Raw genomic sequence first — 24719 nt, forward strand, 5'->3', positions numbered from 1 at the left:
GCCATGTCCCCGATTCTGAGCCGGATTCTGAGAGAAAGCGAGGGCGTCGAAGTGCTCGAGCTTCTCTCGGAACGGCTCAGTCCGACCGATCTTCAATCGCTCCTTCTAGAAGTGGCTCGGCGTAGGTCGGCCCGGCTCAAACCCGCCCAGCTCCTTGCGGCTTACGAGAGCAATCGATTCGTTCGTCCCTCCCCGATTTCTCCCACGGAGTTTTTGCGGATCGACGCGCTCGCGTTCGAAGCGGCGCGAGACTTCGAACCGATCGAGCTTTCGACGGTCTGCCCGCTGGGAGCGTCGTCCGTGGTGGCGACGGTCGATCAGAACAAGGTGGTCTCGACGATGCGCGGCACGGAGGTGGTGTCCGACTGCACCAACGTGATGGCGCTCGAAGCCGCGGTGCGGCGTCGTAGCGGGACGGCCGAAGTTCGGCTGTGCTGCAGCCACCGGCTGGTGCGGGCACAGGAGTTCAAAGGTCCACACTCGTTCGCTCATTTTAAGGCGTTCGCGCTTTGCAGCGCCGGCCGCGACCGGGGGAATCTCGGGTTCGAGCGGGAGGAGTTGCAACGGCATCTGCAGGTGCATTTGCGGATCCTCTCCGCGGGTCAAGAGAATGGGTGGTTAGACAAGATTAGGGTCGCTCTCACCGACTTCACCGGCGAGCGGAGAGAGTTCCTGAGCGAAATCGGCGAGCGTCTTTCGTCCGAGTTCAATGGCGTTAGAATGGAACTAGACCCGGACCGCCAGCCGGGGCGTGGCTACTACGATGGAATCTGCTTCGGCATTTATGCCGATACCTTGGGTGGCGAAGAGATGTTCCTGGCCGACGGCGGGTTCACGAACTGGACGAGAAGTCTGCTGAGCAACCACAAAGAGCGGCTACTAATCAGCGGGATGGGAATCGAAAGGATCTGCAGCGTCGCCCGCTCGTCACAGTGATATGCACCGAAACCGTAACATCGTTGCGACGGTGATCGCTCTGTTCCTCGCAGCCGGAGGCGGCTACTACGTGGCCCGACATCGGCTGCGGGCCGACTGCGTCGGCTCCTGGCAACTGGAGCTGCCGGCCGGATCGGGTGGCACGGGACGGCGGTTGATTCTTCTCTCCGACGGGACCGGCGATCTGGACGGGACCGCCTTCCACTACCGCGTCGTGGACGACTGTATCGTCTCCAAGTACTCGGCCAAAGACCTTTACGTGTGGCCCTACAAAGTAAAGGACGGCAAGCTGACGCTCACCGCCTTCAAGGCCACCGATACGTACGTCCGAGTGGACTAACTTCGTAGCGACGGTGAACCGGCCGGTTTGGACACCTGCCGATCCTCTGTTTTACTCGGAGGGGTACGGGAAGAATTTATCGCTGTTGCAGAGGTTCTCCGCGCCAAGGCGGGTGCAGCCGGCAAACGATTTATCGCACATACGCGTGGTCGGATATTGGTGAACGAGGATGCATCCGCTTAGGTACACCGAGTTCCACATGGCGGTCGGCGTCGTTCTTTTCGCGTGTCCGTCGAAGAACGAAGCGTTCATACCGTTCGCGTGGCGGTCGGCGAAGACGACCATGTGGCCGGGGCGCCGCGGATCTTCGCTCATGTCGCCGTCGAACGCCTCCAGCCAGGGCTCGCTGAGTGCCCGGCCGTCCGATCCCTTCGCCCATTTCTCGCCGATCAAGATGATCTCCGCTGGGCGGCCGATCTGCGACATGTTCAGGTACTCGGCCGAGGCGCTTGCGACGTAAGACCGGGGAATCGACGCAAGCCCGTCGGAATCCGGGCTAAGGGTTGGCGTCGAGTCGCTGGGACAGCGATACACCTCTTTGTTCTTTATGTACGGCATCAGCATGTTCCACCAGCGGGCGCCGTTATTGGTGTTGGGGATCGAGACGTTGGCCCGGGTCGAGGCGGCGTTCGTCGAGGCGCGGAAGAGCATTTGATCGTCGAAGTCGCCCAGATAAAGCTGAGTGCCCACGCCGATCTGTTTCATGTTCGACATGCAGGCGCTCCCCTTGGCCGCCTCTTTCGCTTGGGAGAAAACTGGGAAGAGGATGGCGGCGAGGATCGCGATGATCGCGATGACGACGAGGAGTTCGATGAGGGTGAAGGCGTTTCGCATAAGGCGCTCCTTGGGAACGGCGAGATCATACTGCACAAAAAAGTAAAGATTCAAGGGGACTATGCTGTTTGGCATGGCAGAAGAGAAAAAACCGATCCGACCGGAAGAAAGCCTGGCGAAAATGGTTGCCGCGTTGAAGGAGACCACCGGCCGCTCTTTGGAAGAGTGGGTCGAAGTGATCAAGGAGAAAGGGTGGCAGAAGCACGGCGAGATCGTCTCAGGCATCAAGTCGGAGTTCGGCGTGACCCATGGATACGCGAACCAGATCGCTCTGCGGTCGAAGGATTTGCTCGCCGGGGCCGAACCGAAAGCGGAAAGCGGCGATCCGGTGGCGGAGATGTTTTCCAAGCGTCCGGATGCGAAGGCGGTTTACGACGTCTTGGCGCCCAAGATCCAGGCTTTCGGCTCGGATGTCGATGTCGCTCCGAAGAAGGGGTATCTGAGTCTGCGCCGGGCGAAGCAGTTCGCCGTCCTGCAACCCGCCGCCGGACGTCTAGACGTGGGAATCCAGCTCAAGGGGATTGAACCCGTCGGCCGGCTAGAGGCGTCGGGGAGCTTCAACGCGATGCTCACTCACCGTGTTCGAGTGACAAGTGCCGATGAGGTCGACCCGGAATTGCTCGGTTGGCTGCGCAACGCGTATGAAGCAGCAAAGTAGCGCAGGTTCAAAGTAGGACTCGATAGGGCTAAGAGTGCGGTCCGTTGGGCACTTTTCATGGGTAAGGGTAAGGAAATTTCTTAAGGGTCCCGAGAGTTAGGTAGGCAACCTAAACCGAAGCCACTGTAAAGAATTTAGCACGGACCAGAAAATGATGTTCAACCTTAAGTCTCGTAAAAACCGCCGTGGTTTCACCCTCGTCGAACTCCTCGTCGTCGTCCTGATCCTCGCCACTCTTATGGCAGTCGCGTTGCCGCTCTACCTGAGCTCGGTCGCTGACTCCAGTAAGAAGACGTGCCGCGCCAACATGCAGTCGATCGCCAACGCCGCCCAGGCATGGAAGGTGAAGAACCGAGCTGCCGACTTCACCACGATGACGATCTCCGCTCTCACTCCCGACCTCGGCGCGGTGCCGAGCTGTCCGGACGGCGGCGCTTACTCGATCGCCACCACCGGTTCGGTCAACGACGAGAGCGGCGCCTCCACCGCCATCCCCACCGGCTCCCTCGGCATCAGCTGCAACAAAGCCGGCCACAACGGCTTCATCCCTGGCGTGATGACCAAGTAAGTCGAAAAGCGCCTGAAGACTCCCCGGCCGCGGCTCCCGAAAGGGACCGCGGCTTTTTTGTCGCAACGGCCCCTGGGGAGCTCCAGGGTGCTACATTAACGGTCCACCCTCCATGTCCACCGTCACCTTTCTGCACTGTGCGGACATCCACTTGGACAGCAAACTGCTCGGCCTCGAGCGGTACGAAGGCGCGCCCGTCGACGAGCTTCGAAGCGCCTCCCGTAAGGCTCTTGCCGAGCTCACTTTGGTAGCGATCAACGAAGGCGTCGATCTAGTTCTCATTGCGGGCGATGTTTTCGACGGAGATTGGAAGGATTACAACACCGGCCTGTTCTTCTCGAAGCAGATGAGCCTGCTTCGAGACGCGGGAATCCCAGTGGTGATGATCGCAGGAAATCACGACGCTGAGTCGCAGATCTCTCGCTCGCTTCGCTATCCGGATAACGTCCGGGTTCTATCTACCGATAAACCGGCTACCGAATACTTCCCGAACATCGGAATCGCCGTTCACGGGCAAGGATTCAGGACGAGGGAGGTACTCGACGACCTAAGCGCGGCCTACCCAAAACCCGAAGGGGGCTTCGTCAACGTCGGCATGCTCCACACCAGCGCCGACGGCCGGGAAGGGCACGACTCCTACGCTCCGTGCGACCCTCGCGTGCTTGCGCAAAGGGGATACGACTACTGGGCGCTAGGCCACGTCCACAAGCGCGAAACGCTGCTCCGCGTCCCGGAGCATCCTTGTTGGGCCGTCTTTCCCGGAAATCTCCAAGGCCGGCATGCCCGTGAGACCGGCGATAAGGGATTCAGCATCGTGCGCGTCGAGGATGGTCAGGTCCTTGCTCCGGTCCACCACGCCTGCGACGTGGTCCGCTGGGCGGAATGCAGGGTCGACGCGACCGGGATCCCCGACGGCGAGTCGCTGTTGGCCGCCGTCCACCTCGCTTTGCTGGCCGTCCAGGACGGCGCGGGCGGTCGTCTGGTTGCCGCCCGGGTCACAATTCACGGCCGTTCTCGCGCGCGGGCAGCGATCGAACGGGACCGGGAAGGGTTCGTCACCGAGGTCCGCAACCTCGCCAACCACCTCAGTGGCGCGGGGCTGTGGGTCGAAAAGGTGCGGATCGAGCTCAAGGGCGACCACGACGTGGCATCCCTCCGGACCAAGGACGAGCCGATCGGCGATCTCCTTCGAGCGCTTGACGAGCTTCCGTCGACCTTGCTGGAGGTCCTAAACGAGGACCTGCGCCCGATCGCGGCTCAACTTCCGAGGGAAGTTCTCGAACGTTTGGAAGGTTTCGGCGCGGAGGAGTGGATCCGCAGGTTGACGCCGGATGTTCAGGAGCTATTGGTTTCTAAGGTGCTCGACTGATGCGGATCCGGACGCTCAACCTTGAAGCCTATGGCCCGTTCGAAGGGGAGATCCTCACGTTCGAAACGTCTTCGCGAGGCTTCCATATCGTGTACGGCCCGAATGAGGCGGGCAAGAGCAGCGCTCTCCGGGCGATCGAGGCGCTCCTCTTCGGAATCGAAACCAAGACCGACGACAATTTTCGCCACGAGTACAAGAAGCTTCGCATCTCCGCTGAGTTGGAAGGATCCGAAAACCTGTTCGTGCGCCGCCGCAAGGGGCGGGAAAAGACCCTGCTCGACGCCGCCGACCGTGACATCGATCCGGCGATTCTCGACCGGATGCTGGGCGGAGCGTCTCGTGAGCTGTTTCGCGATTTGTGGGGGCTTAGCTACGCCACGTTGCGGGCGGGCGCTCAGGATCTGCTGCAGCAACAGGGAAACTTGACCAACGCCCTCTTCCAATCGGGTGGGTTGGTCCACCTGAACGCGCTGCTGAAAGATTTGGAAGCCGAGGCGAAGAAGCTCTATCGGCCGCAAGGCTCATCCGTTTTCAAGGCGCTCAGTGAAACCCATAAGCTCGCCCGGCTGAGGATGAACGGCGCCTCGGTTAGTGGCTCCCAATACGATCGGGTGCGCAAGGGTGAAGAGGTCGAGCGGCAGAATCGCGATGCAAAGGAGCTCGACTTCCAGCAGATCCAAGCCGAATTAGGGCGGCTCGAACGGCTCAAAAACGCGGCGCCGACGGTTGGCCAATACCTTGCGGCCTCTCAGCGTCTCTCCGATCTCGGTCGACTCCCCCAATTGCCGGGCGACTCCCGGAGTCGAAGGACCGAATGCGAGCTGCAGATTTCGATTGCGGCGAGTCAAGCCGAAGCCGCGGAAGCTCGCGCGGAGCGCGAGCGGACAGCGATCGATCGGTTGGAGGTGGACGACGCGGTTTTGGAGCGCCAGAACGAGGTTCGAGACTTGGTCCTCGCCGCCGCGCGGGTACGCGAGGCGTTAGGAAAAGTGGATGCGGAGCACCGGCCCGTCTTTGAGCTGAAGACCGAAGAGGTCCGCCGGGCGATCGCGACGTACGGACTGGGCGTCTCGCTGGATCGGATCGAAAACGATCTGCCCGATCAACGGACCCGGTCGCGCTTGCGGGCATTGGGCGCTGCTTACGACAAAGCTTTAGGGGATTTGAGCTCACGGAGCGAGGCCGTAGACGCATCGCGCCGGGAGGTGTCGTGGTGGGAGGAGGAGTGGGAAGGTCTGCCTGCCGAGGTCCCATTGGAGGGACTGGTGGCGGCGATTGAGAGCGCTCGCGCGCTCGGAGATATCGAGGACCGACTCACACGCCTCCGGGCGGAGAATCAGCGAAATCGCCGTCAGCTCGACGATCGCCTCGCCGCGATGTCGCCGGGCGTAGGCGGCTGGGACGCCCTCGCGCGGGCGTCGATCCCGAATGAAGCGGCGGTGGCGTCGTCGAAACGTCGCTTCGAGTCGGTAGCCGGCGAGCTTCGCGAGGCAGAGTCCGAGCTTAGACGCGAACAGGAGGATCTGCTTCGTGCCAAAAGCGAACTTCGTCAGCTCGAATCCTCCGGCCGCGTGCTGCAAAGAGAAGATGTGGAGTCGGCTCGCCGCGACCGCGACGAGCTCTTCGGCGAGCTCCGGCAGCATTGGCAATCGGCGTCGGAAGCAGAGATCGGACTATATCAGACCAAGGTTGAATCGAGCGACCGGATCGCCGACGAGCTGGGCCGCGACGCCGAGCGAGTGTCGCGAGCAACCCAGTTACGCGAGAAGATCGAGTCTTCGGAGGAGCGCATCGCATTGCTGGTCGATCGCCAAGGTCTCGTGGTGTCGGAAGCGGAGGCGGCGGACCGGGAATGGAAAGCCCTTTGGCGTCCGGCAAGCGTCGTCCCTTTGGGGCACGAGGCGATGGAGCGTTGGCGGTTGGAGCGGGCCACGCTCTTGGCCGACCACCAAAGTCTCGGCAGGTCTGAGTCGGAAGCAGCGGATCTCGACCGAAGAGTTCGGGAAGCGTGCGCGGCGCTTGACGCGGTGAGCGAAACGGGCGATTCGCTCTCAATCCGGCTTAACCACGCGATGAAAACCGCGGAACGCCTTGCCTCTCAAAAGCAGCGGCGTGAGGAGATCGCCAAGCTTCTGCGGCAAGAGCGGGTCCGGCTTCGAGATGCGGAGGCAGCTCTTAAAACGGCGCAAGCCACCCGCGATTTGGCCGAGGGAGCGTGGCGGAATGCGGCGAGCGCCTTCGGTTCGGACGCAACCTGGGCCGAGGTCGGGGAAGCGCTGGATGGGCTCGGATTGATTGACGCGGCGGTGCAAGCCCGATCGGCGGCGTCGGCTGCGATCGAGGCAGCCCGAGCGCAGGCGGAGGAGTTCGAACGATCCGCGAAGCTGCTCGGGGACGCCCTTGGAGAAACAGAACGAGATCCGGCCCTCCTCGCGGCTAGGCTAGACGCCCGCCTCCGAACCGCTCAAGCTTCATCGGCGGAAAGGACTCAGCGCCAAGAGCGGCTGGTTTTAGAGACCCAAGAGGCGGAGGGCCACCGGAAAGCCGAGGAGAGAGGCCGCGCCGAGATCGCCGCGCTGCTGCTCGTGGCCGGCGCCTCGGACCTCGCCGACCTGGAGCGGATCGAACGGCTTTGCGAGTTGCGTGACCAGTACGCGGAGACGAAGCGGACAGCGGAAGAAACTCTGGCTGCCTTCGTGGGTGGCGGCGACCTGGATCGGTTTGTCCGGGAGGTCGACTCCGAAGATCGGGACTCCCTCCCGGCGCGGATCTCGGTTCAAGAGGCGCGGGCGGAGGCGGCGCGGGAAGGTGCAAACAGGGCAAGAGAAGATTGGAAAGAGGCGAATATGAAGCTCCAAGCGATCGCTGGGGCCGACGATGCCGCCGATGCGGCGGCCGACATGGAGAGCGCCGCCGCCGGAATGGCGACCACGTTCGAGCGGTACGCCAGTGTCCGGGCGGCATACCATGTCATCCGCGCCGTCGCAGATCGGTATCGCGAGGAAAACCAGGGGCCAATCTTGCAGAAGGCGGGCGAGCGCCTAGCAACTTTGACCGGAAGCGATTTCTCCGATCTTGTCGCGCGGGTGGGCGACTCCGATCAGGTCGAACTCTTTGCCGTTCGGAGCGACGGTAGCCAGGTCTCGATTCCCGGCATGAGCGAGGGGACCCGCGACTCGTTGTTCCTCGCCCTGCGCCTCGCGAGTTTGGAAGAGCGTATCGCCCGCACCCCACCGCTGCCCCTCATCTTGGACGACGTTCTCATCCATCTGGACGACCGACGCACCGGCTTCGCGCTTAGAGCGTTGGCCGACTTCGCCGACAGTGCCCAGGTGATCCTCTTCACCCACCACCGCCACATCGTCGAACTCGCGCAGTCGGTGATTCCAGACCGGTTCCAGCAGGTCGAGATGCGCGTCTCAACTCCAGCCCGGTAAACACGCGAAGCGCCTTGGAGTGCGCGAGCTTGCCCGCGTTTTTGACTGGCCCGGACCTCGTTATAGGCGCGCAGCAAGAAGAAAAGACGTATGGCCGAACCCAAACGAAGCGCGAAAATCCAAGAAGGTCTCGCTAGGGGTTGATTAAGCGACTCTAAATAGGGAACAATACTCTTCGTCGCCGGTTAAGTCCGGTTGGCCTGGAACCTTGAAAGCCGCATAGAGAGACGTTCAGATAAGTAGTTCTGACGGAAAGGTTTGTCATCGAAAGATGTTGAATCCCGTTGAAAAGACAATCGGCGGCTTTGGTTCCTGCGCGGTTACACGCGGTGGGACTGGAGACCATGGGGGTTAATCTACCCATGGAGAACGCAAACAAAAAATCAGTCAACCATAGCGTTTCGAAAGAGACGTTTAGGTAGATCACTTTCTTCGGAGAGTTTGATCATGGCTCAGGACGAACGCTGGCGGCGTGCCTAAAACATGCAAGTCGAACGAGGGTAGTAATACCTTAGTGGCGAACGGCGGAGTAATACATAAGCAACGTGCCCCGAAGACTGGGATATACAGCCGAAAGGCTGGGCAATACCGGATGTGACGGAAGATCGGCATCGATTTTCCATTAAACAGTTTTTTGCTTCGGGAGCGGCTTATGGCCTATCAGGTAGTTGGTGAGGTAACGGCTCACCAAGCCGACGACGGGTAGCGGGTCTGAGAGGATGGTCCGCTCGAGTGGGACTGAGACACGGCCCACACACCTACGGGTGGCAGCAGTTGGGAATCTTGCACAATGGGGGAAACCCTGATGCAGCGACGCCGCGTGGAGGACGAAGGGTCTAGGCCTGTAAACTCCTTTTACTCGGAAAGACTTAGGACGGTACCGAGTGAATAAGGACCGGCTAACTACGTGCCAGCAGCCGCGGTAAGACGTAGGGTCCAAGCGTTGTCCGGATTTACTGGGCGTAAAGAGCGCGTAGGCGGCTCGTTAAGTGTAGAGTGAAATCTCTGGGCTCACCCCAGAAACCGCTGTGCATACTGGCGAGCTGGAGTGTCGGAGAGGTATGTGGAATTCCTGGTGTAGCGGTGAAATGCGTTGATATCAGGAGGAACACCCATGGCGAAGGCAGCATACTGGCCGACCACTGACGCTGAGGCGCGAAAGCGTGGGTAGCAAACAGGATTAGATACCCTGGTAGTCCACGCCCTAAACGATGGATACTAGGCGTAAGGGGTATCGACCCCCCTTGTGCCGCAGCTAACGCACTAAGTATCCCGCCTGGGGAGTACGGCCGCAAGGTTGAAACTCAAATGAATTGACGGGGACCCGCACAAGCGGTGGAGCATGTGGATTAATTCGATACTAACCGAAGAACCTTACCCAGACTTGACATCGATTGAAAAGTCCAGAAATGGGCTCCTCCCTCACAAGGGGACATGAAGACACTTGTTGCATGGCTGTCGTCAGCTCGTGCCGTGAGGTGTACGGTTAAGTCCGCCAACGAGCGCAACCCACGTCCTGTGTTACCAGCGAGAAAGTCGGGCACTCACAGGAGACCGCCGGTGTAAGCCGGAGGAAGGTGTGGATGACGTCAAGTCAGCATGGCAGTTACGTCTGGGGCTTCACACATGCTACAATGGGCGCAACAGAGGGCCGCGATACCGCGAGGTGGAGCCAATCCCAAAAATACGCCCCCAGTTCAGATTGCAGTCTGCAACTCGACTGCATGAAGGCGGAATCGCTAGTAAACGCAGGTCAGCTATACTGCGTTGAATACGTTCCCGGGTCTTGTACACACCGCCCGTCAAGTCACTTGAATCGTCTTCACCCGAAGTCCGTGGCCTAACCCGCAAGGGAAGGAGCGGCCGAAGGTGAGGGGGGTAAGAGGGACTAAGTCGTAACAAGGTACCCGTACCGGAAGGTGTGGGTGGATCACCTCCTTAAAAGAGAAGCACTCTTTGCTCGATATGAGCGAAGACATCTCTAGGTCGACTTATCTAAACAACAAATCTCTCGACTGCGGCTTTGAAGGTCTAAGCCCCGCAACTTCTAACCAACGAAGAAGCGGGGCTTTTTCAGTTCTGGACCTAACGTAGCACGCAAAGGGAATGCAGATCGCCCCTTCCGGGCTCTAGATCTATCGCGCCCCAAGCGCACCAGGGCTTCGCCCTTCGCTTTAGAACCTCGCGCCTTCGGCGCTGCGTTGGCTTCAGTAGGGTCCACTCCTGGCCCTGACTGTTACCCACCGTGGCAACCATGTTGGCCCGAAACGGGCGATTTTCTAAAGCCAGGGGCGCAGGCCCGGCATTCGCGTTTAGGGCGACGCGTACCCAGTAAGCTGTGGCTTCTATGCCAGAGCGTTTTGAAGCTTCGTGGGAATCACTATCCGGATACTCGATTCCCGATTGGTACCGCGACGGGAAGTTCGGGATCTTTCTGCACTGGGGCGTTTACTCCGTGCCGGCCTTCGGCAACGAGTGGTATCCACGGAACATGTATCGGCCCGGCACTCCGGAGTTTGAGCACCACGTAAACACCTACGGGACGCAGGAAAGGTTTGGCTATAAGGACTTCATTCCGGGTCTGACTTTCGCGAACTACGACCCGGCCGCATATGCTCGGTTGTTCTCCGAGGCAGGCGCCCGGTTCGTGGTGCCGGTCGCCGAGCACCACGATGGGTTTGCGATGTACGATTCCGTTCTCTCCGATTGGTGCGCGAGCAAAATGGGACCCAAGCGGGATGTTCTCGGCGAGCTGGCCGAGGCCACCCGAGCGGAGGGAATGGTGTTCGGACTTTCAAGCCATCGCGCGGAACACTGGTGGTTCTTCGATGGCGGCCGGACCTTCCCCTCTGACGTAACGGACCCGGCCTTTGACGGTCTCTACGGACCCGCCGAACCCGCCGCCGCGGACTGGCACGACATGACCGCCGGTTCGCCCGACGAGGCGTTTCTTGAGGACTGGCTTGCCCGAACTTGCGAGGCGGTCGACCGATATCGCCCTCAACTGGTGTGGTTCGATTGGTGGATCGGCAACCACGCCTTCGAGCCGTACCTTCGACGGTTCGCGGCCCACTACTACAACCGTGGCCTCGAGTGGGGCATGGGAGTGGCGATCAACTACAAGTACGAAGCGTTTCCAGAAGGAACGGCCGTCTTCGACGTAGAGCGGGGACAACTCGCAGGAATCCGGCCGGAGCTTTGGCAGAACGACACCTCCATCAGCAAGAACAGTTGGGGATACATCGAGGGGCAGGAATACAAGACGGCGACCTCTCTTATCGGGGACCTCGTCGACGTGGTGAGTAAGAACGGCGCTCTGCTATTGAATATCGGACCGAAAGCGGACGGGACAATCCACGACGAGGAGCAGCGGATCCTACGCGAGATCGGCGCCTGGTTGAAAGTGAACGGCGAAGCGATCTACGGCACCCGGCCCTGGCACACGTTCGGCGAGGGACCGACAGAAGTTGGAGAGGGAGCCTTTACGGATACAAACCGTTCCTCCTTCGTTGCCGGCGATATCCGCTTCACGACGAAAGGAGACATTCTGTACGCCATCGCTTTCTCCCCCGAATCGGAGATTCTAGTGGCCTCCCTGGCAGGCGCGAACGTATCCTCTGTCTCCCTCGTCGGGGCCGACGTACCGATTCCGTTCCGAATGACTCCTTCGGGGCTCGCGGTTACGTTGCTTCCCGGCTTGTCGAGGGAACCGGCTGTCGTCCTTCGCCTATCCTTGACCCTATGACGCCGCCTGACTACCCCGCGCGGACTTCGTCGCGAATGTCGATCAGGTCTTTCATGACGTGAGAAAGCGATCCGGTCCAGCCTGTGTTGCCAAACGCGTCGTGCAACTCGCTGTACAGCTTGAAGAGCCGGGCGTAGATCGCCGCCGATTGGGGGTTAGGCTCGTAGACCCGATCTTTGACGCCGGTCATCTTGGCTTGGGCTTCTTCAACCGTTCCGTAAGCGCCTCCGACCACGGCTCCGAAAATGGCCGAGCCGAGGGCGCAGGTCTGCGACGATCTCGACACCTTCATCGGCCGGTTGCAGACGTCGGCGTAGATTTGCATCGTAAGCGAGCTCTTCTCAGCGATGCCGCCACAGTTCACGACCTCGCGCACGGCCACTCCGTACTCTTCAAGGCGGTTGATGATCTTTAGCGCGCCAAAGGCCGTGGCTTCGATGAGGGTTCGGTAGACCTCCGCGGGGGTCGTGTACAGCGTCTGCCCGACCAAGAGGCCCGTGAGCAGCGGGTCCACGAGGATGGTGCGATTGCCGTTATTCCAGTCGAGGGCAAGCAGTCCCGCCTCCCCTGGCTTTAGCTTTTCGGCGTCGTCGGTGAGCTCCTCGTGCGAGCGGCCGGAGAAGCGGGAGAACCAGTTAAAGATGTCGCCCACCGCGCTCTGGCCCGCCTCTAATCCGTAGCAGCCCGGAAGAACCGAGCCCCGGACGATGCCGCACAGGCCAGGCACGTCGGCGAGCGGCTCGTCGAGGGGATGCACCATGCAATCGCACGTGCTCGTTCCCATGATCTTAACGAGCACGCCGGGGCGGGCGCCGGAAGCGACGGCGCCGAAGTGGGCGTCAAAGGCGCCAACGGCGACCGGCGTGCCCTCCTTGAGTCCCGTGCGCTCGGCAACCTCGGCGCTGAGTCCACCCGCGCTTTGATCGCTGGTTACGGCCTTATCGTAGAGCCGATCGCGGAGATCGGCCAGACGTGGATCGAGGGTCGATAAGAACTGCTTTGAAGGGAGGCCGCCCCACTCTTCGGCGTACATCGCCTTGTGACCGGCCGCGCAAACGGAACGGGCCATGGTTTTGGGATCGGAGCTCCCCGTCAGGTATCCCGTGATCCAGTCGCAGCATTCTGCCCATGAGTCGGCGGCAGCGAAAACCTCTGGCGCGACGCGGGCGCAGTGGAGAATCTTCGACCAGAACCACTCCGAGGAATACGTGCCGCCGCACTTGGCGAGGTACGGCTGTCCTTGCGCGCGCGCCTTTTCGGTGATTTCGGCGGCTTCGGCGTGGGAGGTGTGGTCTTTCCATAGCCAGCAATAGGCGGCGAGATTTTCCTTGAATTCTGGATGGAAAGCGAGCGGCGTCCCTTCGGCGTCGATCGGCAAGGGGCTCGAACCGGTGGTATCGACGCCGATTCCCACGACGTCATGCGGGTTCACACCCTTGAGGACTTCAGCTACTGCCGCATAGAACCCGGCCACGTAGTCGGCGGGATTCTGCCTGGCGAGATTGGGGTCGCGACGATCGAGGAGGATGCCGGCGTCACCCGACGGGAAGTTGAATACGCTGGTCGCGAGCTCCGCACCCGTTTCCACGTCGACGAGGAGCGCACGCACGCTATTCGTGCCGTAGTCGAGTCCAAGCGATAGCCTTGCCATTTTGTTTTCAGTACACCTTAAACGATCCGTTGCTAGTACGATCTAAGGGTCATGATTCCTCAGGAGTTAACCGACATCTTGAGCGCCGACTCGGAGACTCTCGGTGGAACCGTTTGCTTTCGAAATACGCGCGTCCCGGTCAAAATACTTTTCGATCACGTGAACCACGGCACTCCGTTGGAAGAGTTCTTGCTTGGCTATCCAAGCGTGCCAAAAACTGACGCATTGAGGGTGTTGGAATGGGAGGAGCAGACTGCTCTGGCGGTGTTGGAAGCCGACGCGGCGTGAAGATCCTGCTCGACAATTGCGTGGACTGGCGGTTGGCCCGAAGTCTCCCGGACCACGAAGTCGCCCACGCGCGGGAGCTCGGCTGGCAAGCCTTGACAAACGGCCGGCTTTTGACCGCCGCGGAAGAAGATGGCTTCGCGGTCATTGTCACTGTCGACAAGAATTTTCGCTTCCAGCAGAATCCCGATGGCCGTTCAATTTCGGTCGTCACGCTCAGTCCAGTCCTTGTGAAGCTCGAGGAACTGCTTCCCTTGATCCCCCAGCTGAACGAAGTGCTTGCCAAACTCGAAGCGGGTTCCTTTACCGTCATTAACTAAGGCCTCAGCGTGGCCAAACCGCCTCGTTCCATCGCAGCTCGTTTCGGAACGCCTCCAGCTTCGTCTCTTCTCCGATTACAACCACCTCCACACCGGCGATTTCCGCGAAGTCGCGGAGGTGCTCGGTGGTGACGGCGTAGCTGTACCCGGTGTGGTGAGCGCCACCGGCGTAGATCCAAGCGGTGAGGGCGGTTTTGAACCCGGGCTTAGGCTCCCACAGCGCACGGGCGACGGGAAGGTTCGGCATCGGCGGGACCTCGACCGCGTCGACTTCGTTGACAATCAGCCGGAATCGGTGCCCCAAATCGACCAGAGAGGCGTTTAGAGCCGGACCGGCGGGGGCATCAAAAACGAGGCGAGCCGGGTCGGCCTTTCCCCCGATACCGAGCGGGTGGACCTCCAGCCGCGGCTTGCCCTTGGCGATGGTGGGGCAGACCTCCAGCATATGCGCGCCTAAGACCTGGGGTCGGACCGGGTCCAGGTGGTAGGTGTAATCCTCCATGAAGCTGGTGCCGCCCGGAAGGTCTTGGCCAACCGTCTTCATGAAGCGGAGCAGCGCCGCCGTCTTCCAGTCCCCTTCCGCCCCAAAACCGTAGCCGTCCGCCATCAGTCGCTGGCAGGCGAGGCCGGGAAGCTGAGTAAGGCCATGAAGGTCCTCGAACGTCGTCGTAAATCCCTTGAAACCGCCTTGCTCTAGGAATGCGCGAATGCCGATCTCTAGCCTCGCCGCTTCCTTTACCGGGCCGGCGTCGCCGATCTGCGTCAGATCGTATTGGTCTTGGTAGGTTCGGTAGAGAGATTCGATCTCCGTGTCGGTGACCTGATTCACCGTCGCCACGAGATCGCCTACGCCGTAACCATTGACGGAGAAACCGAAACGCATTTCGGCGGCGACCTTGTCCCCTTCGGTGACCGAAACTTCTCGCATGTTATCGCCGAACCGGGCGAAGCGGGCTCCCTGCAGATCGTGCCAACCGCGCGTGACGCGGGCCCACGCGCCAAGCCGTTCCAAAACTTCGGGATCGCTCCAGTGTCCCACCACGACCTTTCGCCGCAGCCCGATCCGCGTGTGGAGATGTCCCGCCTCCCGGTCGCCATGGGCGGCCTGGTTCAGGTTCATGAAGTCCATGTCGATGCTCTGCCACGGGAGGTCGCGGTTGAACTGCGTGTGGAGGTGGCAAACCGGCTTGCGAAGCTGGGATAGGCCGCCGATCCACATCTTCGCCGGCGAGAAGGTGTGCATCCAAAGGATCAATCCGGCGCAGTTCTCGCTGGCGGTGGCCTCGAGGCAGAGCTTGCGAATCGCATCGGGGTCGGTCAGAACCGGTTTGAAGACAACTTTGACCGGCAGGCTTCCGTCTAGCGCTTCCGCGATGCGCCGGGAGTTGTCCGCCACTTGGCGCAAAGTCTCTTCGCCGTAAAGGTGTTGACTGCCGGTAACGAACCAGATCTCGATTGGGCTCATAGGAATGTGTCGAGTGCGCCAAGGCGGCTCTGATGGACCATACCTGGTCATTCTTTCAGAAAGCTAAATAATCCTTCTTCATCAGAGAGCGCTTGGAACACACCTGACCATCCTACTGGGGAATTCGGGTGGAGGGACGTCGCCGTTCTTCAATCGCGATCATTACGGCGTCGTCAATCAAAACCGTGTCCGCACGGTGTTCTCGACCCTCATCGATGGAGCCGAGTTCGCTTGCGGGCTGCAACTTCAAACCGGCCTCGATGAGCCTGACGACGGCATCGTTTGCGCTGAGGTGGTGAGCGCATGCGAAAGCATGGATTTTCGACTCGATGTTCAAGGGGATATCGAAAGTCATTGCAATAGGTCTCCTCAACCTTTCTAATTTTGGCGATTCCATTGTCCCCTTCTAGGCTATTGGGTCTCTTGCGGATACAATCCGGCGGTGGAGATGGTGAGGGCAGTCGCCGTGCGCATGGCGTTCGGTGGGGTCGAGGTTGTAAAAGGGGTCGACCTCGAACTTCGGGCGAGCGAAGTGCATGCGATCGTCGGCGAAAACGGGGCTGGCAAGTCCACCTTGGCAAAGCTCATCGCCGGGGTTTATCGCCCAACCGCCGGGTCGTTGGAAATCGACGGCAATCCGGTCGTCCTCGAAAGTCCAAGGCAAGCGATCGAACGCGGGATCGCGCTCATCCACCAAGAGCCGCTCACTTTTCCCCACCTCGATGTCGCGGAGAATATTTTCGTTGGGCACCAGCCCATCTCTCGGGGCGGAATCGATTGGAAGGCGATGCGTCGGCGCGCACGAGAGATCTTGGAATTGCTCGGCGTAAAGCTCGATCCACAAGCGCGAGTTGGTGGGCTTTCGGTCGCAGACCAGCAGATGGTTGAACTTGCGGCTGCCCTCTCCCACGACGCGAAAGTGCTCTTGATGGACGAGACGACCGCCTCGCTCACCCCAAAAGAAGTCGCCGAACTCTTCACGATCGTACGTCGGCTAAGAGCGCAAGGGCGGGCGATCGCGTTTGTGAGCCACCACCTGGACGAAATCTTTGAGATCGCCGACCGGATAACCGTGATGCGCGACGGTGAGAAGGTTGCCGAGCGTTTACCGTCTGAGACGAGCGTCGAAGAAATCGTCCGCCTAATGGTGGGACGCGACGTCGCGGCGACCACCTCGGTCGGCCGGAAGGAGTTCGTCGGTTCGCCGATATTGCGCGTGACCAACCTTTCGGTAGCGGGGAAGTTCGAGCCCCTTAGCTTCGAAGTGCGCCCTGGCGAGATCGTTGGAATCGCTGGTCTGGTGGGCGCCGGCCGTACCGATGTGTGCCGCGCCCTGTTCGGCGTCGGGCCCCGTCCTTCCGGGCAGATCGAGATCGGCGGTGAGGCGGTGGAGATTCGGAGCCCAAGGGACGCGATGAAACATGGTGTGGCGATGGTCCCCGAAGACCGTCAGCACGAAGGGTTGTTGCTACCCCTTTCTATCGCCGAAAATGCGACCCTTCCGCTCGCCCGCAAAGGGTGGCGCAAGCCGCAGCGAGAAAGGGCACTGGCGAAGGAATTTGCGGATCGGCTTCGAACTGCCTACCGGTCGGTCGATCAGCCGGTTCGGCAGCTCTCGGGCGGGAACCAACAAAAAATCGTCCTGGGAAAGTGGCTGATGACCTCGCCAAAGATCCTCATCCTGGATGAGCCGACTCGGGGCGTCGACGTTGGAGCGAAAGACGAGGTGCACCGTCTCATTCAAAACCTCGTCGCCGACGGAATGGCGATTCTGATGGTTTCTTCTGACTTGCCGGAGCTACTAGCACTGAGTGATCGTGTGCTAGTCATGCGAGCCGGGCGCCTCGTAGATACGTTTACTGCCTCGGAAGCTACGCCCGAGCGGGTCATGTTCGCGGCAACGGGAGTTGCTTAGTTGAATCGCGCCTTTCTTCAGCGTGTAGCGGCGATGCGTGAGGCGGGAACGGTCGTTTTGCTCTTGATGGTGATGGTGGTCGCGGGGATTCGCGAGCCGCGATTTCTTCAGGCCGCCAGTCTCGAAAGCATTTTGCTATGGGTGCCGCTGCTCGTCGTGATCGGCATCGGGCAGATGATGGTGATCGTTACCCGCGGCATCGACGTTTCGGTTGGGTCGATGGTCGGCTTGAGCGGGATGATCGTCGGCATGACGTTCCGTTCCCATCCGGGCCTTCCGATCTTTGAGGGGACCCTGATCGGTGTCGGTGTCGGATTGGCTCTCGGAGCGGTCAATGGTGGGTTGATCGCGGGGGCGAGAGTGCCTCCGATTATCGCGACGCTCGGTACGATGAGCGTCTTCCGAGGACTGGTCTTCATCGTAAGCCGCGGAGAACAGGTCGATTCGAACTACATTCCAGACGGCCTCACCCGGTGGACCCTCGCGGGCCCAGTTACGGTATTCGGGATCGTATTCCCTTGGATTTTGGTCATCGCCCTCGCCATGGCGGCGATCGCGGCTTGGTTCGTGCGCAAGACGAGAGCCGGAAGAGATATCTATGCACTCGGCAGCCATCCCGAGGCGGCGCGCCTGCGCGGGATTCCGGTGAGGCGTACCACCTTTATGGTCTACGCCATCACCGGCGCTCTCGCCGGGCTTGCGGGCGTGCTATATGCCTCGCGTTACGGCGTGGTGAACCCCGGAAGCGCGGGGCAAGGGCTTGAGCTGTTGGTCATTGCCGCCGTAGTCATCGGCGGCACGAACGTGGTCGGCGGCTCTGGAACGGTATTAGGAGTTTTGCTTGGCTCGCTATTTTTAGGCGCCGTGAATGTCGCTCTCGCGGTTCTCGGAATAACCGAGACCTGGCAGCAACTGGTTTACGGCGCCGTTATCCTGATTGCGGTGGTGGTGGATACCCTCCTGCAAAAGAAGGTGGCGGCGTGAAGCTGCTTGCCCGGCGAGAGCTTGTGCCCGCGGTGATGGTCGTCATCGCTTTCGCGATCGGCCCCGCGATGTCGCCCCACTTCTTGGACGCCCGTTACCTCATGGATGCGGTTTCGCAGCAGGCCGAGGCCGGATTGCTCGCGTTGGGAATGACGCTCGTCATCGTCAGCGGGCAGATCGACCTCTCCGTTGCCGCCACCTTGGCGCTGGTGGCCGGAGTCACGGCCAAGCTGATGTCCGCCGGAGTTCCGATTCCGGTGGCGGGCGTTCTGGGGGCTGGGCTGGGCACCGGGCTTGGATGGATCAACGGCGCGTTCATCTCGCGTTTGCGTCTTCCCTCGTTCGTGGTGACGCTTGCGACGATGGCGGGGTATCGCGGCGTTGCCCACGTCATGCTCGGCGCGGGGTCTGAGCCGGTGCCGCCCAAGTTTGTCGGCCTCGACATGATGACGGTGCCCGGCACGCCGGTCCCCGTGCTGCTCGTAGTGCTCATCTTGGCCGCCGTTGCCACCGGAATCGTCCTGCATCGATCCGTGCTCGGTCGCTGGATCTACTCGGTGGGTACGAACGAGCGAGCTTCTCTCTTTTCGGGCGTGCCGACGGTCGGAGTTACGACCCGCGTCTTTGCCGTCTCGGGGTTCTTCGCCGGCCTCGCCGGCCTCATCATCGATTCGCGCCTTGGAATCGCGCGGTACGACCATGCCACCGGTTTGGAGCTCGATGTGATCACCGCGGTGGTCCTCGGCGGAGCCAGCATCTACGGCGGACAGGGTTCGATTCTTGGAACGATGCTGGCGCTCTTGGCGCTTTCGCTCGTCCGTACCGAAATGGGTTTGCGCAATTACGGCGCGGAAACCCAGCTCGCGGTGATCGGAACGCTGCTCATCGTGGCCGTCTTGGTCACGAATCTTCTCGACCGACTGGCGCAGAATGGTCGTTCTCCAGTAAAAGTAACGACATGAAGCTTCGCGCCTTCGCGTTCCTCCTTTTTCCCACCCTCGTGCTGGCCGGCTGCGGGAGTAGCGACTCCGGCAGTGGATCCACGGGTACCACCGGTGGGACTGCCTCCAAAGAGTCGTCCGGTGCGAAGTTGAAGATCGTTTACATCCCGAAGAACGAGGGGAACCCCTACTTCAACGAAGTAAAGCGTGGCTTCGAAGACGCGGCCAAGGAACTGGGGGCCGATTTCACCGAGGTCGGACCGGCGACGGGCGAAGCGACGTCCCAGATCCCCATCATCAAGCAGCAGATCCAGCAGGGGGTGGACGTGATCGCGATCTCGCCCAACAGCCCCGATGCATTGAACACGGTTCTCGACCAGGCCAAGACGAAAGGAATCACCGTCATCACGGTGGACGCCGACCTCGACAAGAACGAGACGCATCGCGACGCCGCAGTCCTACCTGCCGACTTCGACCAAATCGGCTCTTCTCAAGTTGAGCTGCTTGGAAAATTAACCGGGTACGAGGGAGAGTTTGCGATCCTTTCGGCGACGACCGACGCGCCGAACCAAAACGCTTGGATCGCCAAGATGAAGGAGACGCTGAAGGATCCCAAATTCTCCAAGATGAAGCTCGTCGAAACCGTTTTTGGGGACGATAAGGACGTCAAGAGCACCACCGAGACGGAAGGGTTGCTCGCCAAGCATCCCGGCTTGCGCGGCATTATCGCCCCAACGAGTGTCGGCCTCGCGGCGGCGGCTCCGGTCATCGAGCGGACCGGCGTTTTCCCCGGCGGACCCCACGCAGTCGGCAAGGGGCTCCAGCTCACCGGCCTTAGCACCCCCAATCAGCTCAAGAAGTTCGTCAACAACGGCGTGGTGACTTCGTTCCAGCTTTGGGCGCCGTACAACGAAGGTTATCTGGCCACCTACCTCGGATCGCAAATTCACACCAAGAAGCTGACTCCGACGGCGGGCGCGACCTTTGACACGCCCAAGTTCGGCAAGCAAAAGCTCAGTGACAAGCTTGTGGTGATTGGCGGCCCACTGGTGACGTTCGACAAATCGAATATCGATAAGTCGAACTTCTAAGAGCGCTCGGGCGCCGTCACATTCGGACGGCGCCGGTGAGCACTGGGATCAAGCCGGAAGCGTTGGCGTTCCGTTGAGCCCGAGAGATGAGCGAGGCGCGGGCCACCTCTCCCTCGACCTCGGCCGCTTGCTCGCGGCATCCGATTCCGTACATCGCCAGGGCGATCTCACGGCCGTAGATCGCCTCGCGCTGAGTGTCGGGTAATCCCTGATACATCGCGTTCGACATGATCAGCTTATAGATGGCCGCGCGGTTCGCCTTGATCTGTTTGCGGGAGACCGGCTTGCCCGTGCTCGCCTGACTGAACAGGGCGTGGGCCATGGCAAATCCGTCCGCCAAGTCGTTTGGCTGAAGGCCGACCGCCTTCATTCGCTGGTGGAACTGCTTCACCGAAGTTCGAATCGACTGGATCTGCGCGGGAAGGGTCTTCGGGTCGTCGGGGTCCGTAAAGGCGATTCCGGCAACCGCGTTCCGGACGCCGGCTTCCGAAGGTTTGAACTTGGTCGACGCTTTGCCCGAGGCGATGCGCTGCCGCCCCGCTTCCTTCAGCGCCTTGATCCTTTCCTGAAGTCCGGGAACCTTGGCGGCGGCCGCTCCTCTCCCGCTCGGGAGAAGGTCCAACACACCTTGCAGGCGAACCTGTTGTGACCAACCGCAAGCAGTGACGAGAAGCAGAGCGAATCCAGCCAAGACTTTCATGTTCATAAGGATAAACCCGGTGGGTAAGAAATGGTCAATTCGGATTTGCTGAATTGAATCGGGGTGAATCGATCCGGCATGTGCGTGTCGTACTTTCCGTGGGGAGTCCAGCACCAAGCCGCTTGGACCTCATTTTCTCCGACCGCCAGTTTTTGGAATCGGCCGAGGAAGAGCCGCCACTCGTCTCCCTCTTCGGGAGGCAAGGACCGTCCGTTCGCAAGGTGCTCCATCCCTGTCCATGGGAACGCGATTTCGGCGGTCCATCCTCGGCTGGGCTGGCTTGGATCGTTGAGCACTCCGTCGATGTGAACGGCGGAACGCACGCCCGGAAAGTCCCAGTCGAGAAACGCCCAGCGCAGGCCGCGGGGGTTGGTTCCCCACCAAAAGCTCTCCGGCTTTCGGTCGAAGTCGCCGCCAAAGGTGAAAGACTTTCGGTCGATTAGGTCGAACTCGGGAATGTCGAACCGTCCGCCGCGAAGATACGCGTCGCGCCAGATGAAGAAGACCTCGTAAACCGTATTCAGCGCGTTGAGCTCGAACTCGTAATAGCAGTCGCCGCCGTCGATGAAGACTTCGATATCGTTCTCGTTGAAGATGATCGAGTCGCGCTCCGTCAGCTTCGCCTTGGGATACGGCTCCTCGACCCAAAAGCCGATGTAGAGGTTATCGTCGTCCCACAGCACGGCGGATTGCGTGCCGAGGAGGCCGGGCTCGCCGGTCGCCATGTCGACGAAGCGTGGTGAACGCGGCGCGTTTTGCCAGGCTGGGTGGGAAAGCGTGCCGTCGACGGGCAATGGCTCGGAGACTCGGTACGCGACGTAGGATTCAGCCATAGACCTCTCTAAGTATGTCTCTCCTACCGGCAACCTTCTTTGAGCGAAGTTTGTATCTTGGGTGCGTACATGAGTTCGATCGAGGGATTTGCTTTCGAATGGCTTTGGAGCCGGATCTTTGCTTTTCGGCCGAAGCTTTCGAAAGAAGGCCAGCTGCTCGTCGCCACTACCGGTTGGCGCGCTCATCTGTTCTCGCTTGGTTTTGGCTCGAGGAAGGTGGTCGTCGATCCTCACCTGAGGGTAGTTCGGCTACAGATTCGAAAGTGGTGGTTCTACCGCACTTCGAAGCGAATTGAGTTCGATTGGGTCGAGGAGATCCTTTACGGATACAACGACATGTCGGCGGGCGCCAGTTGGTCGGCACACCAGGCGCAGGATCTCTTCACCGTAGGCTTGCTCCTCAAGAACCGGGAGGAGGTCACGCTGTTCCGGTACTACGGAGAGGGTGAATTCGTCAACGATGGCGTCTGGCCCGATTGGTTCTACTGGGAAGACAACCTCGTATCGCCCTATCTGCGAAACACGCAGGAGGGAGAGTCGCTCATGTATTGCGACCTCCTCAGCCGGATGATCGGCGTTCCGATTGGCAACCCGCCGCCCTAGTAGCGGATGCCGATCGTCAGAAAGAACTGGTTTTGCCCCTGATTTGGCTTCTTAACGCCGCCGTTGGAGATGTGCAAGAGCCGCAAACCGATGAGGTAGTCGCGGCGACCGCCCGGGAAGATGCCGCCGAAGCCGATCATCGGCGTCGAGTTGAGCGTGATGTCCAAATCCCGAGACGTCGCGGTGGTGTACTGAAGACCCCAGCCGAAATCGCCGTACATGCTTCGCCCTTGTTTATCTTGGGGCCAGAACCAACGGGAGTAAACGAGACCACCCACCGCCCAGGTGCTGCGAACCCGGGTGTAGGCGAACCGGCTCGTCGTACGGTCGACGTATCCCTCGTAGACAAGTTGAGCGGGCAAGGTGCGAAACCTAAAGCGATGCTCCGGCTTCCCAAATCCCAGCCCAACCCCGAAGCCGTACCGGATGTCTTCGGAACCTAGAAACGCGACCGATTGTCCCGTAAAACCGTAAAGGTATTTGGAGGGATGGTTAAGAGGTCGATCCTCTGCCAACGCCCCCGAAAGGAGTGCAAACAAACCCAACGCAACCGTTCCCTTAGTCATCGATACTCATGAATCCCGAGCCCATGATGCGGGATGAGGTACAGTTCGCCGCAACCCCCCTTGGATTTGTCATGCGCACACGCCTGCCTGTAGTAGTCATCGTCGGACGTCCCAACGTCGGCAAGAGCACCCTTTTCAACCGATTGGTGGGGCGCCGCGTGGCGGTGGTCGAGGACACCCCGGGCATCACCCGAGACCGCCTGTATGCCGAAACCGAGTGGAATGGACGACGGTTCCAAGTCGTCGACACCGGCGGCATCGTCTTTTCCGAAGAAGATCCGCTGTCCGAGCAGATCCGCGTGCAGGCGAACGTCGCTCTAGAGGAGGCGGACATCGTCCTCTTCCTGACCGACGCGAGGGATGGGATGAATCCCGACGATATGGACCTTGCTCGCGAGCTGCGTCCGGTTAAGAAGCCGGTGCTGGTCGTGGTGAACAAGGCGGACAATCCCGAGCGAGATTCGTTTGCCAACGAGTTCTACTCCGTCGGATTGGGCGAGGTGTATCCGGTCTCAGGCCTCCACGGCCGCGGCGTTGCCGATCTGATGGACGTGGTCGTCGACCTCCTGCCTCCGGCGTCGGAGATCGACGTCGACGACCGCACCGAAGTCCGAGTGGCGATCGTCGGACGTCCGAACGTCGGCAAGTCCTCGATGATCAACGCCTTCACCGGCGAGCAGCGGATGATCGTCTCGGACATCGCGGGCACCACGCGCGACGCGATCGACACCGAGTTGGAGTACCACGGCGAAAAGTTCCGTCTCATCGACACCGCCGGTATCCGGCGTCGAGGCAAGATTCAGGGATCGGTCGAATACTACATGGTCGACCGGGCGCAGAAAGCGATCGACAAGGCCGATTGCGCGATGGTCGTGGTCGATGGCAACGAAGGGCTCACCGACGGCGACAAGCGTATCATGAAGCTGGCGCACGATGCCGGAAAAGCGGTGGTCTTCGCGATCAACAAGTGGGACCTGAAAGAGCCGCCCGACGGCCACCCGCGTCACATGACTCAGATCAAGAAGGATTTCATCAAGGTCGTCAAGAACGAAATCCCCGAGCTGAATTACGCTACCGCCGCCTTCACGTCCGCCAAGGAGAGCGCGGGTCTCGGCCCGGCATTGGATGAGGTTCTTCGAGCCCAAGAGGCTTACAACTTCCGGATTTCCACCGGTCAGTTGAACCGGCTGATTCAAGAAGCGGTCTTCTCTCGTCCCTATTCCAGTAAGGGCCGGGTGCTCAAGATCTACTACGCGACTCAGGTCTCTACCCGCCCTCCGACCTTCGTGCTGTTCTGCAACGACCCGGAGCTACTCCACTTCAGCTATCAGCGATACCTGCTGAACAAGATCCGTGAAGCCTTCCCCCTCGAAGGCACGCCGGTCCGTCTGACCGCCAAGAGCAGCCACAAGAAACCAGAATAAGGTAGCACGGGCGGCTCGCCCGTGGGTATTCATGGGCGGCCCGCCCATGCTGGC

General features: G+C 60.6%; 22 protein-coding genes and 1 rRNA gene. 16 read left to right on the plus strand and 7 right to left on the minus strand.

Annotated features, from left to right (window positions below):
* Positions 1-3 precede the first annotated feature (3 nt).
* Together OP10G_RS10130 and OP10G_RS10135 are read left to right on the plus strand one after the other, a co-directional pair.
* Positions 4-936: a hypothetical protein gene (locus tag OP10G_RS10130; RefSeq protein WP_025226006.1), complete on the plus strand. Its 933-nt coding sequence runs from the start codon at positions 4-6 to the stop codon at positions 934-936.
* Between the two features lies 1 nt (position 937).
* Complete coding sequence (locus OP10G_RS10135; protein WP_025226005.1) at positions 938-1276, plus strand: hypothetical protein; 339 nt, start codon at positions 938-940, stop codon at positions 1274-1276.
* 51 nt (positions 1277-1327) lie between these two features.
* On the opposite strand, the gene OP10G_RS24380 is transcribed toward OP10G_RS10135, so the two are convergent.
* Positions 1328-2164, minus strand: coding sequence for a prepilin-type N-terminal cleavage/methylation domain-containing protein (locus OP10G_RS24380; RefSeq protein WP_025226004.1), 837 nt, complete (start codon positions 2162-2164; stop codon positions 1328-1330).
* Positions 2165-2183: 19 nt separating this feature from the next.
* On the opposite strand from OP10G_RS24380, the gene OP10G_RS10145 reads away from it, so the two are divergent.
* From OP10G_RS10145 to OP10G_RS10170, 6 genes are all read left to right on the plus strand, one after another.
* Positions 2184-2768, plus strand: coding sequence for a DUF5655 domain-containing protein (locus OP10G_RS10145; protein ID WP_038474913.1), 585 nt, complete (start codon positions 2184-2186; stop codon positions 2766-2768).
* 151 nt (positions 2769-2919) lie between these two features.
* The gene (locus OP10G_RS24385) at positions 2920-3336 is read left to right on the plus strand and encodes a prepilin-type N-terminal cleavage/methylation domain-containing protein (RefSeq protein WP_025226002.1); all 417 of its coding nucleotides are present in this window, start codon (positions 2920-2922) and stop codon (positions 3334-3336) included.
* 112 nt (positions 3337-3448) lie between these two features.
* Positions 3449-4705 (plus strand): metallophosphoesterase family protein, encoded by a 1257-nt coding sequence (locus OP10G_RS10155; RefSeq protein ID WP_025226001.1) that lies wholly within the window; start codon positions 3449-3451, stop codon positions 4703-4705.
* Complete coding sequence (locus OP10G_RS10160; RefSeq protein ID WP_025226000.1) at positions 4705-8142, plus strand: YhaN family protein; 3438 nt, start codon at positions 4705-4707, stop codon at positions 8140-8142. The genes OP10G_RS10155 and OP10G_RS10160 overlap by 1 nt, the downstream gene beginning before the upstream one ends.
* A gap of 429 nt (positions 8143-8571) precedes the next feature.
* Positions 8572-10083 (plus strand): 16S ribosomal RNA (locus OP10G_RS10165).
* A gap of 406 nt (positions 10084-10489) precedes the next feature.
* Positions 10490-11887 (plus strand): alpha-L-fucosidase, encoded by a 1398-nt coding sequence (locus OP10G_RS10170; protein ID WP_052547670.1) that lies wholly within the window; start codon positions 10490-10492, stop codon positions 11885-11887.
* A 10-nt stretch (positions 11888-11897) separates the two neighbouring features.
* Here OP10G_RS10170 and OP10G_RS10175 read toward each other — a convergent pair whose 3' ends face one another.
* Positions 11898-13538: a ribulokinase gene (locus OP10G_RS10175; protein WP_025225998.1), complete on the minus strand. Its 1641-nt coding sequence runs from the start codon at positions 13536-13538 to the stop codon at positions 11898-11900.
* 51 nt (positions 13539-13589) lie between these two features.
* On the opposite strand from OP10G_RS10175, the gene OP10G_RS10180 reads away from it, so the two are divergent.
* Both OP10G_RS10180 and OP10G_RS10185 read left to right on the plus strand, forming a co-directional pair.
* Positions 13590-13826: a DUF433 domain-containing protein gene (locus tag OP10G_RS10180; RefSeq protein ID WP_025225997.1), complete on the plus strand. Its 237-nt coding sequence runs from the start codon at positions 13590-13592 to the stop codon at positions 13824-13826.
* Positions 13823-14143, plus strand: coding sequence for a DUF5615 family PIN-like protein (locus OP10G_RS10185; protein WP_025225996.1), 321 nt, complete (start codon positions 13823-13825; stop codon positions 14141-14143). Before OP10G_RS10180 ends, OP10G_RS10185 begins: the two co-directional genes overlap by 4 nt.
* Before the next feature lie 4 nt (positions 14144-14147).
* On the opposite strand, the gene araA is transcribed toward OP10G_RS10185, so the two are convergent.
* Entirely contained in the window at positions 14148-15608 is a 1461-nt protein-coding gene (araA, locus tag OP10G_RS10190; RefSeq protein WP_038472958.1) for an L-arabinose isomerase, read from the minus strand.
* Positions 15609-15720: 112 nt separating this feature from the next.
* Complete coding sequence (locus tag OP10G_RS10195; protein WP_025225994.1) at positions 15721-15963, minus strand: hypothetical protein; 243 nt, start codon at positions 15961-15963, stop codon at positions 15721-15723.
* 93 nt (positions 15964-16056) lie between these two features.
* Between OP10G_RS10195 and OP10G_RS10200 the strand changes: the two genes are divergently transcribed.
* The 4 genes from OP10G_RS10200 to OP10G_RS10215 are packed head-to-tail and all read left to right on the plus strand — an operon-like array spanning position 16057 to position 20539.
* The gene (locus tag OP10G_RS10200) at positions 16057-17523 is read left to right on the plus strand and encodes a sugar ABC transporter ATP-binding protein (RefSeq protein WP_038474918.1); all 1467 of its coding nucleotides are present in this window, start codon (positions 16057-16059) and stop codon (positions 17521-17523) included.
* Positions 17524-18507: an ABC transporter permease gene (locus tag OP10G_RS10205; RefSeq protein WP_038472960.1), complete on the plus strand. Its 984-nt coding sequence runs from the start codon at positions 17524-17526 to the stop codon at positions 18505-18507.
* Complete coding sequence (locus OP10G_RS10210) at positions 18504-19469, plus strand: ABC transporter permease (RefSeq protein ID WP_025225991.1); 966 nt, start codon at positions 18504-18506, stop codon at positions 19467-19469. The genes OP10G_RS10205 and OP10G_RS10210 overlap by 4 nt, the downstream gene beginning before the upstream one ends.
* Positions 19466-20539 carry a substrate-binding domain-containing protein gene (locus tag OP10G_RS10215; protein ID WP_025225990.1) on the plus strand — a complete coding sequence of 358 codons (1074 nt, stop codon included), beginning with the start codon at positions 19466-19468 and terminating at the stop codon, positions 20537-20539. Before OP10G_RS10210 ends, OP10G_RS10215 begins: the two co-directional genes overlap by 4 nt.
* Positions 20540-20555: 16 nt before the next feature.
* Here OP10G_RS10215 and OP10G_RS10220 read toward each other — a convergent pair whose 3' ends face one another.
* Both OP10G_RS10220 and OP10G_RS10225 read right to left on the minus strand, forming a co-directional pair.
* Entirely contained in the window at positions 20556-21239 is a 684-nt protein-coding gene (locus OP10G_RS10220) for a hypothetical protein (protein ID WP_144241088.1), read from the minus strand.
* 2 nt (positions 21240-21241) lie between these two features.
* A complete protein-coding gene (locus OP10G_RS10225; RefSeq protein WP_025225988.1) occupies positions 21242-22072 on the minus strand; it encodes a carbohydrate-binding family 9-like protein in 831 nt (276 codons plus the stop codon).
* 69 nt (positions 22073-22141) lie between these two features.
* On the opposite strand from OP10G_RS10225, the gene OP10G_RS10230 reads away from it, so the two are divergent.
* The gene (locus tag OP10G_RS10230; RefSeq protein ID WP_025225987.1) at positions 22142-22675 is read left to right on the plus strand and encodes a hypothetical protein; all 534 of its coding nucleotides are present in this window, start codon (positions 22142-22144) and stop codon (positions 22673-22675) included.
* Here OP10G_RS10230 and OP10G_RS27725 read toward each other — a convergent pair.
* Positions 22672-23037: an acyloxyacyl hydrolase gene (locus tag OP10G_RS27725; RefSeq protein ID WP_338031934.1), complete on the minus strand. Its 366-nt coding sequence runs from the start codon at positions 23035-23037 to the stop codon at positions 22672-22674. The genes OP10G_RS10230 and OP10G_RS27725 overlap by 4 nt on opposite strands.
* Before the next feature lie 212 nt (positions 23038-23249).
* On the opposite strand from OP10G_RS27725, the gene der reads away from it, so the two are divergent.
* Entirely contained in the window at positions 23250-24665 is a 1416-nt protein-coding gene (der, locus tag OP10G_RS10240) for a ribosome biogenesis GTPase Der (protein ID WP_227625102.1), read from the plus strand.
* Positions 24666-24719 lie beyond the last annotated feature (54 nt).

It is taken from the genome of Fimbriimonas ginsengisoli Gsoil 348 (assembly GCF_000724625.1).
Taxonomy (GTDB): domain Bacteria; phylum Armatimonadota; class Fimbriimonadia; order Fimbriimonadales; family Fimbriimonadaceae; genus Fimbriimonas; species Fimbriimonas ginsengisoli.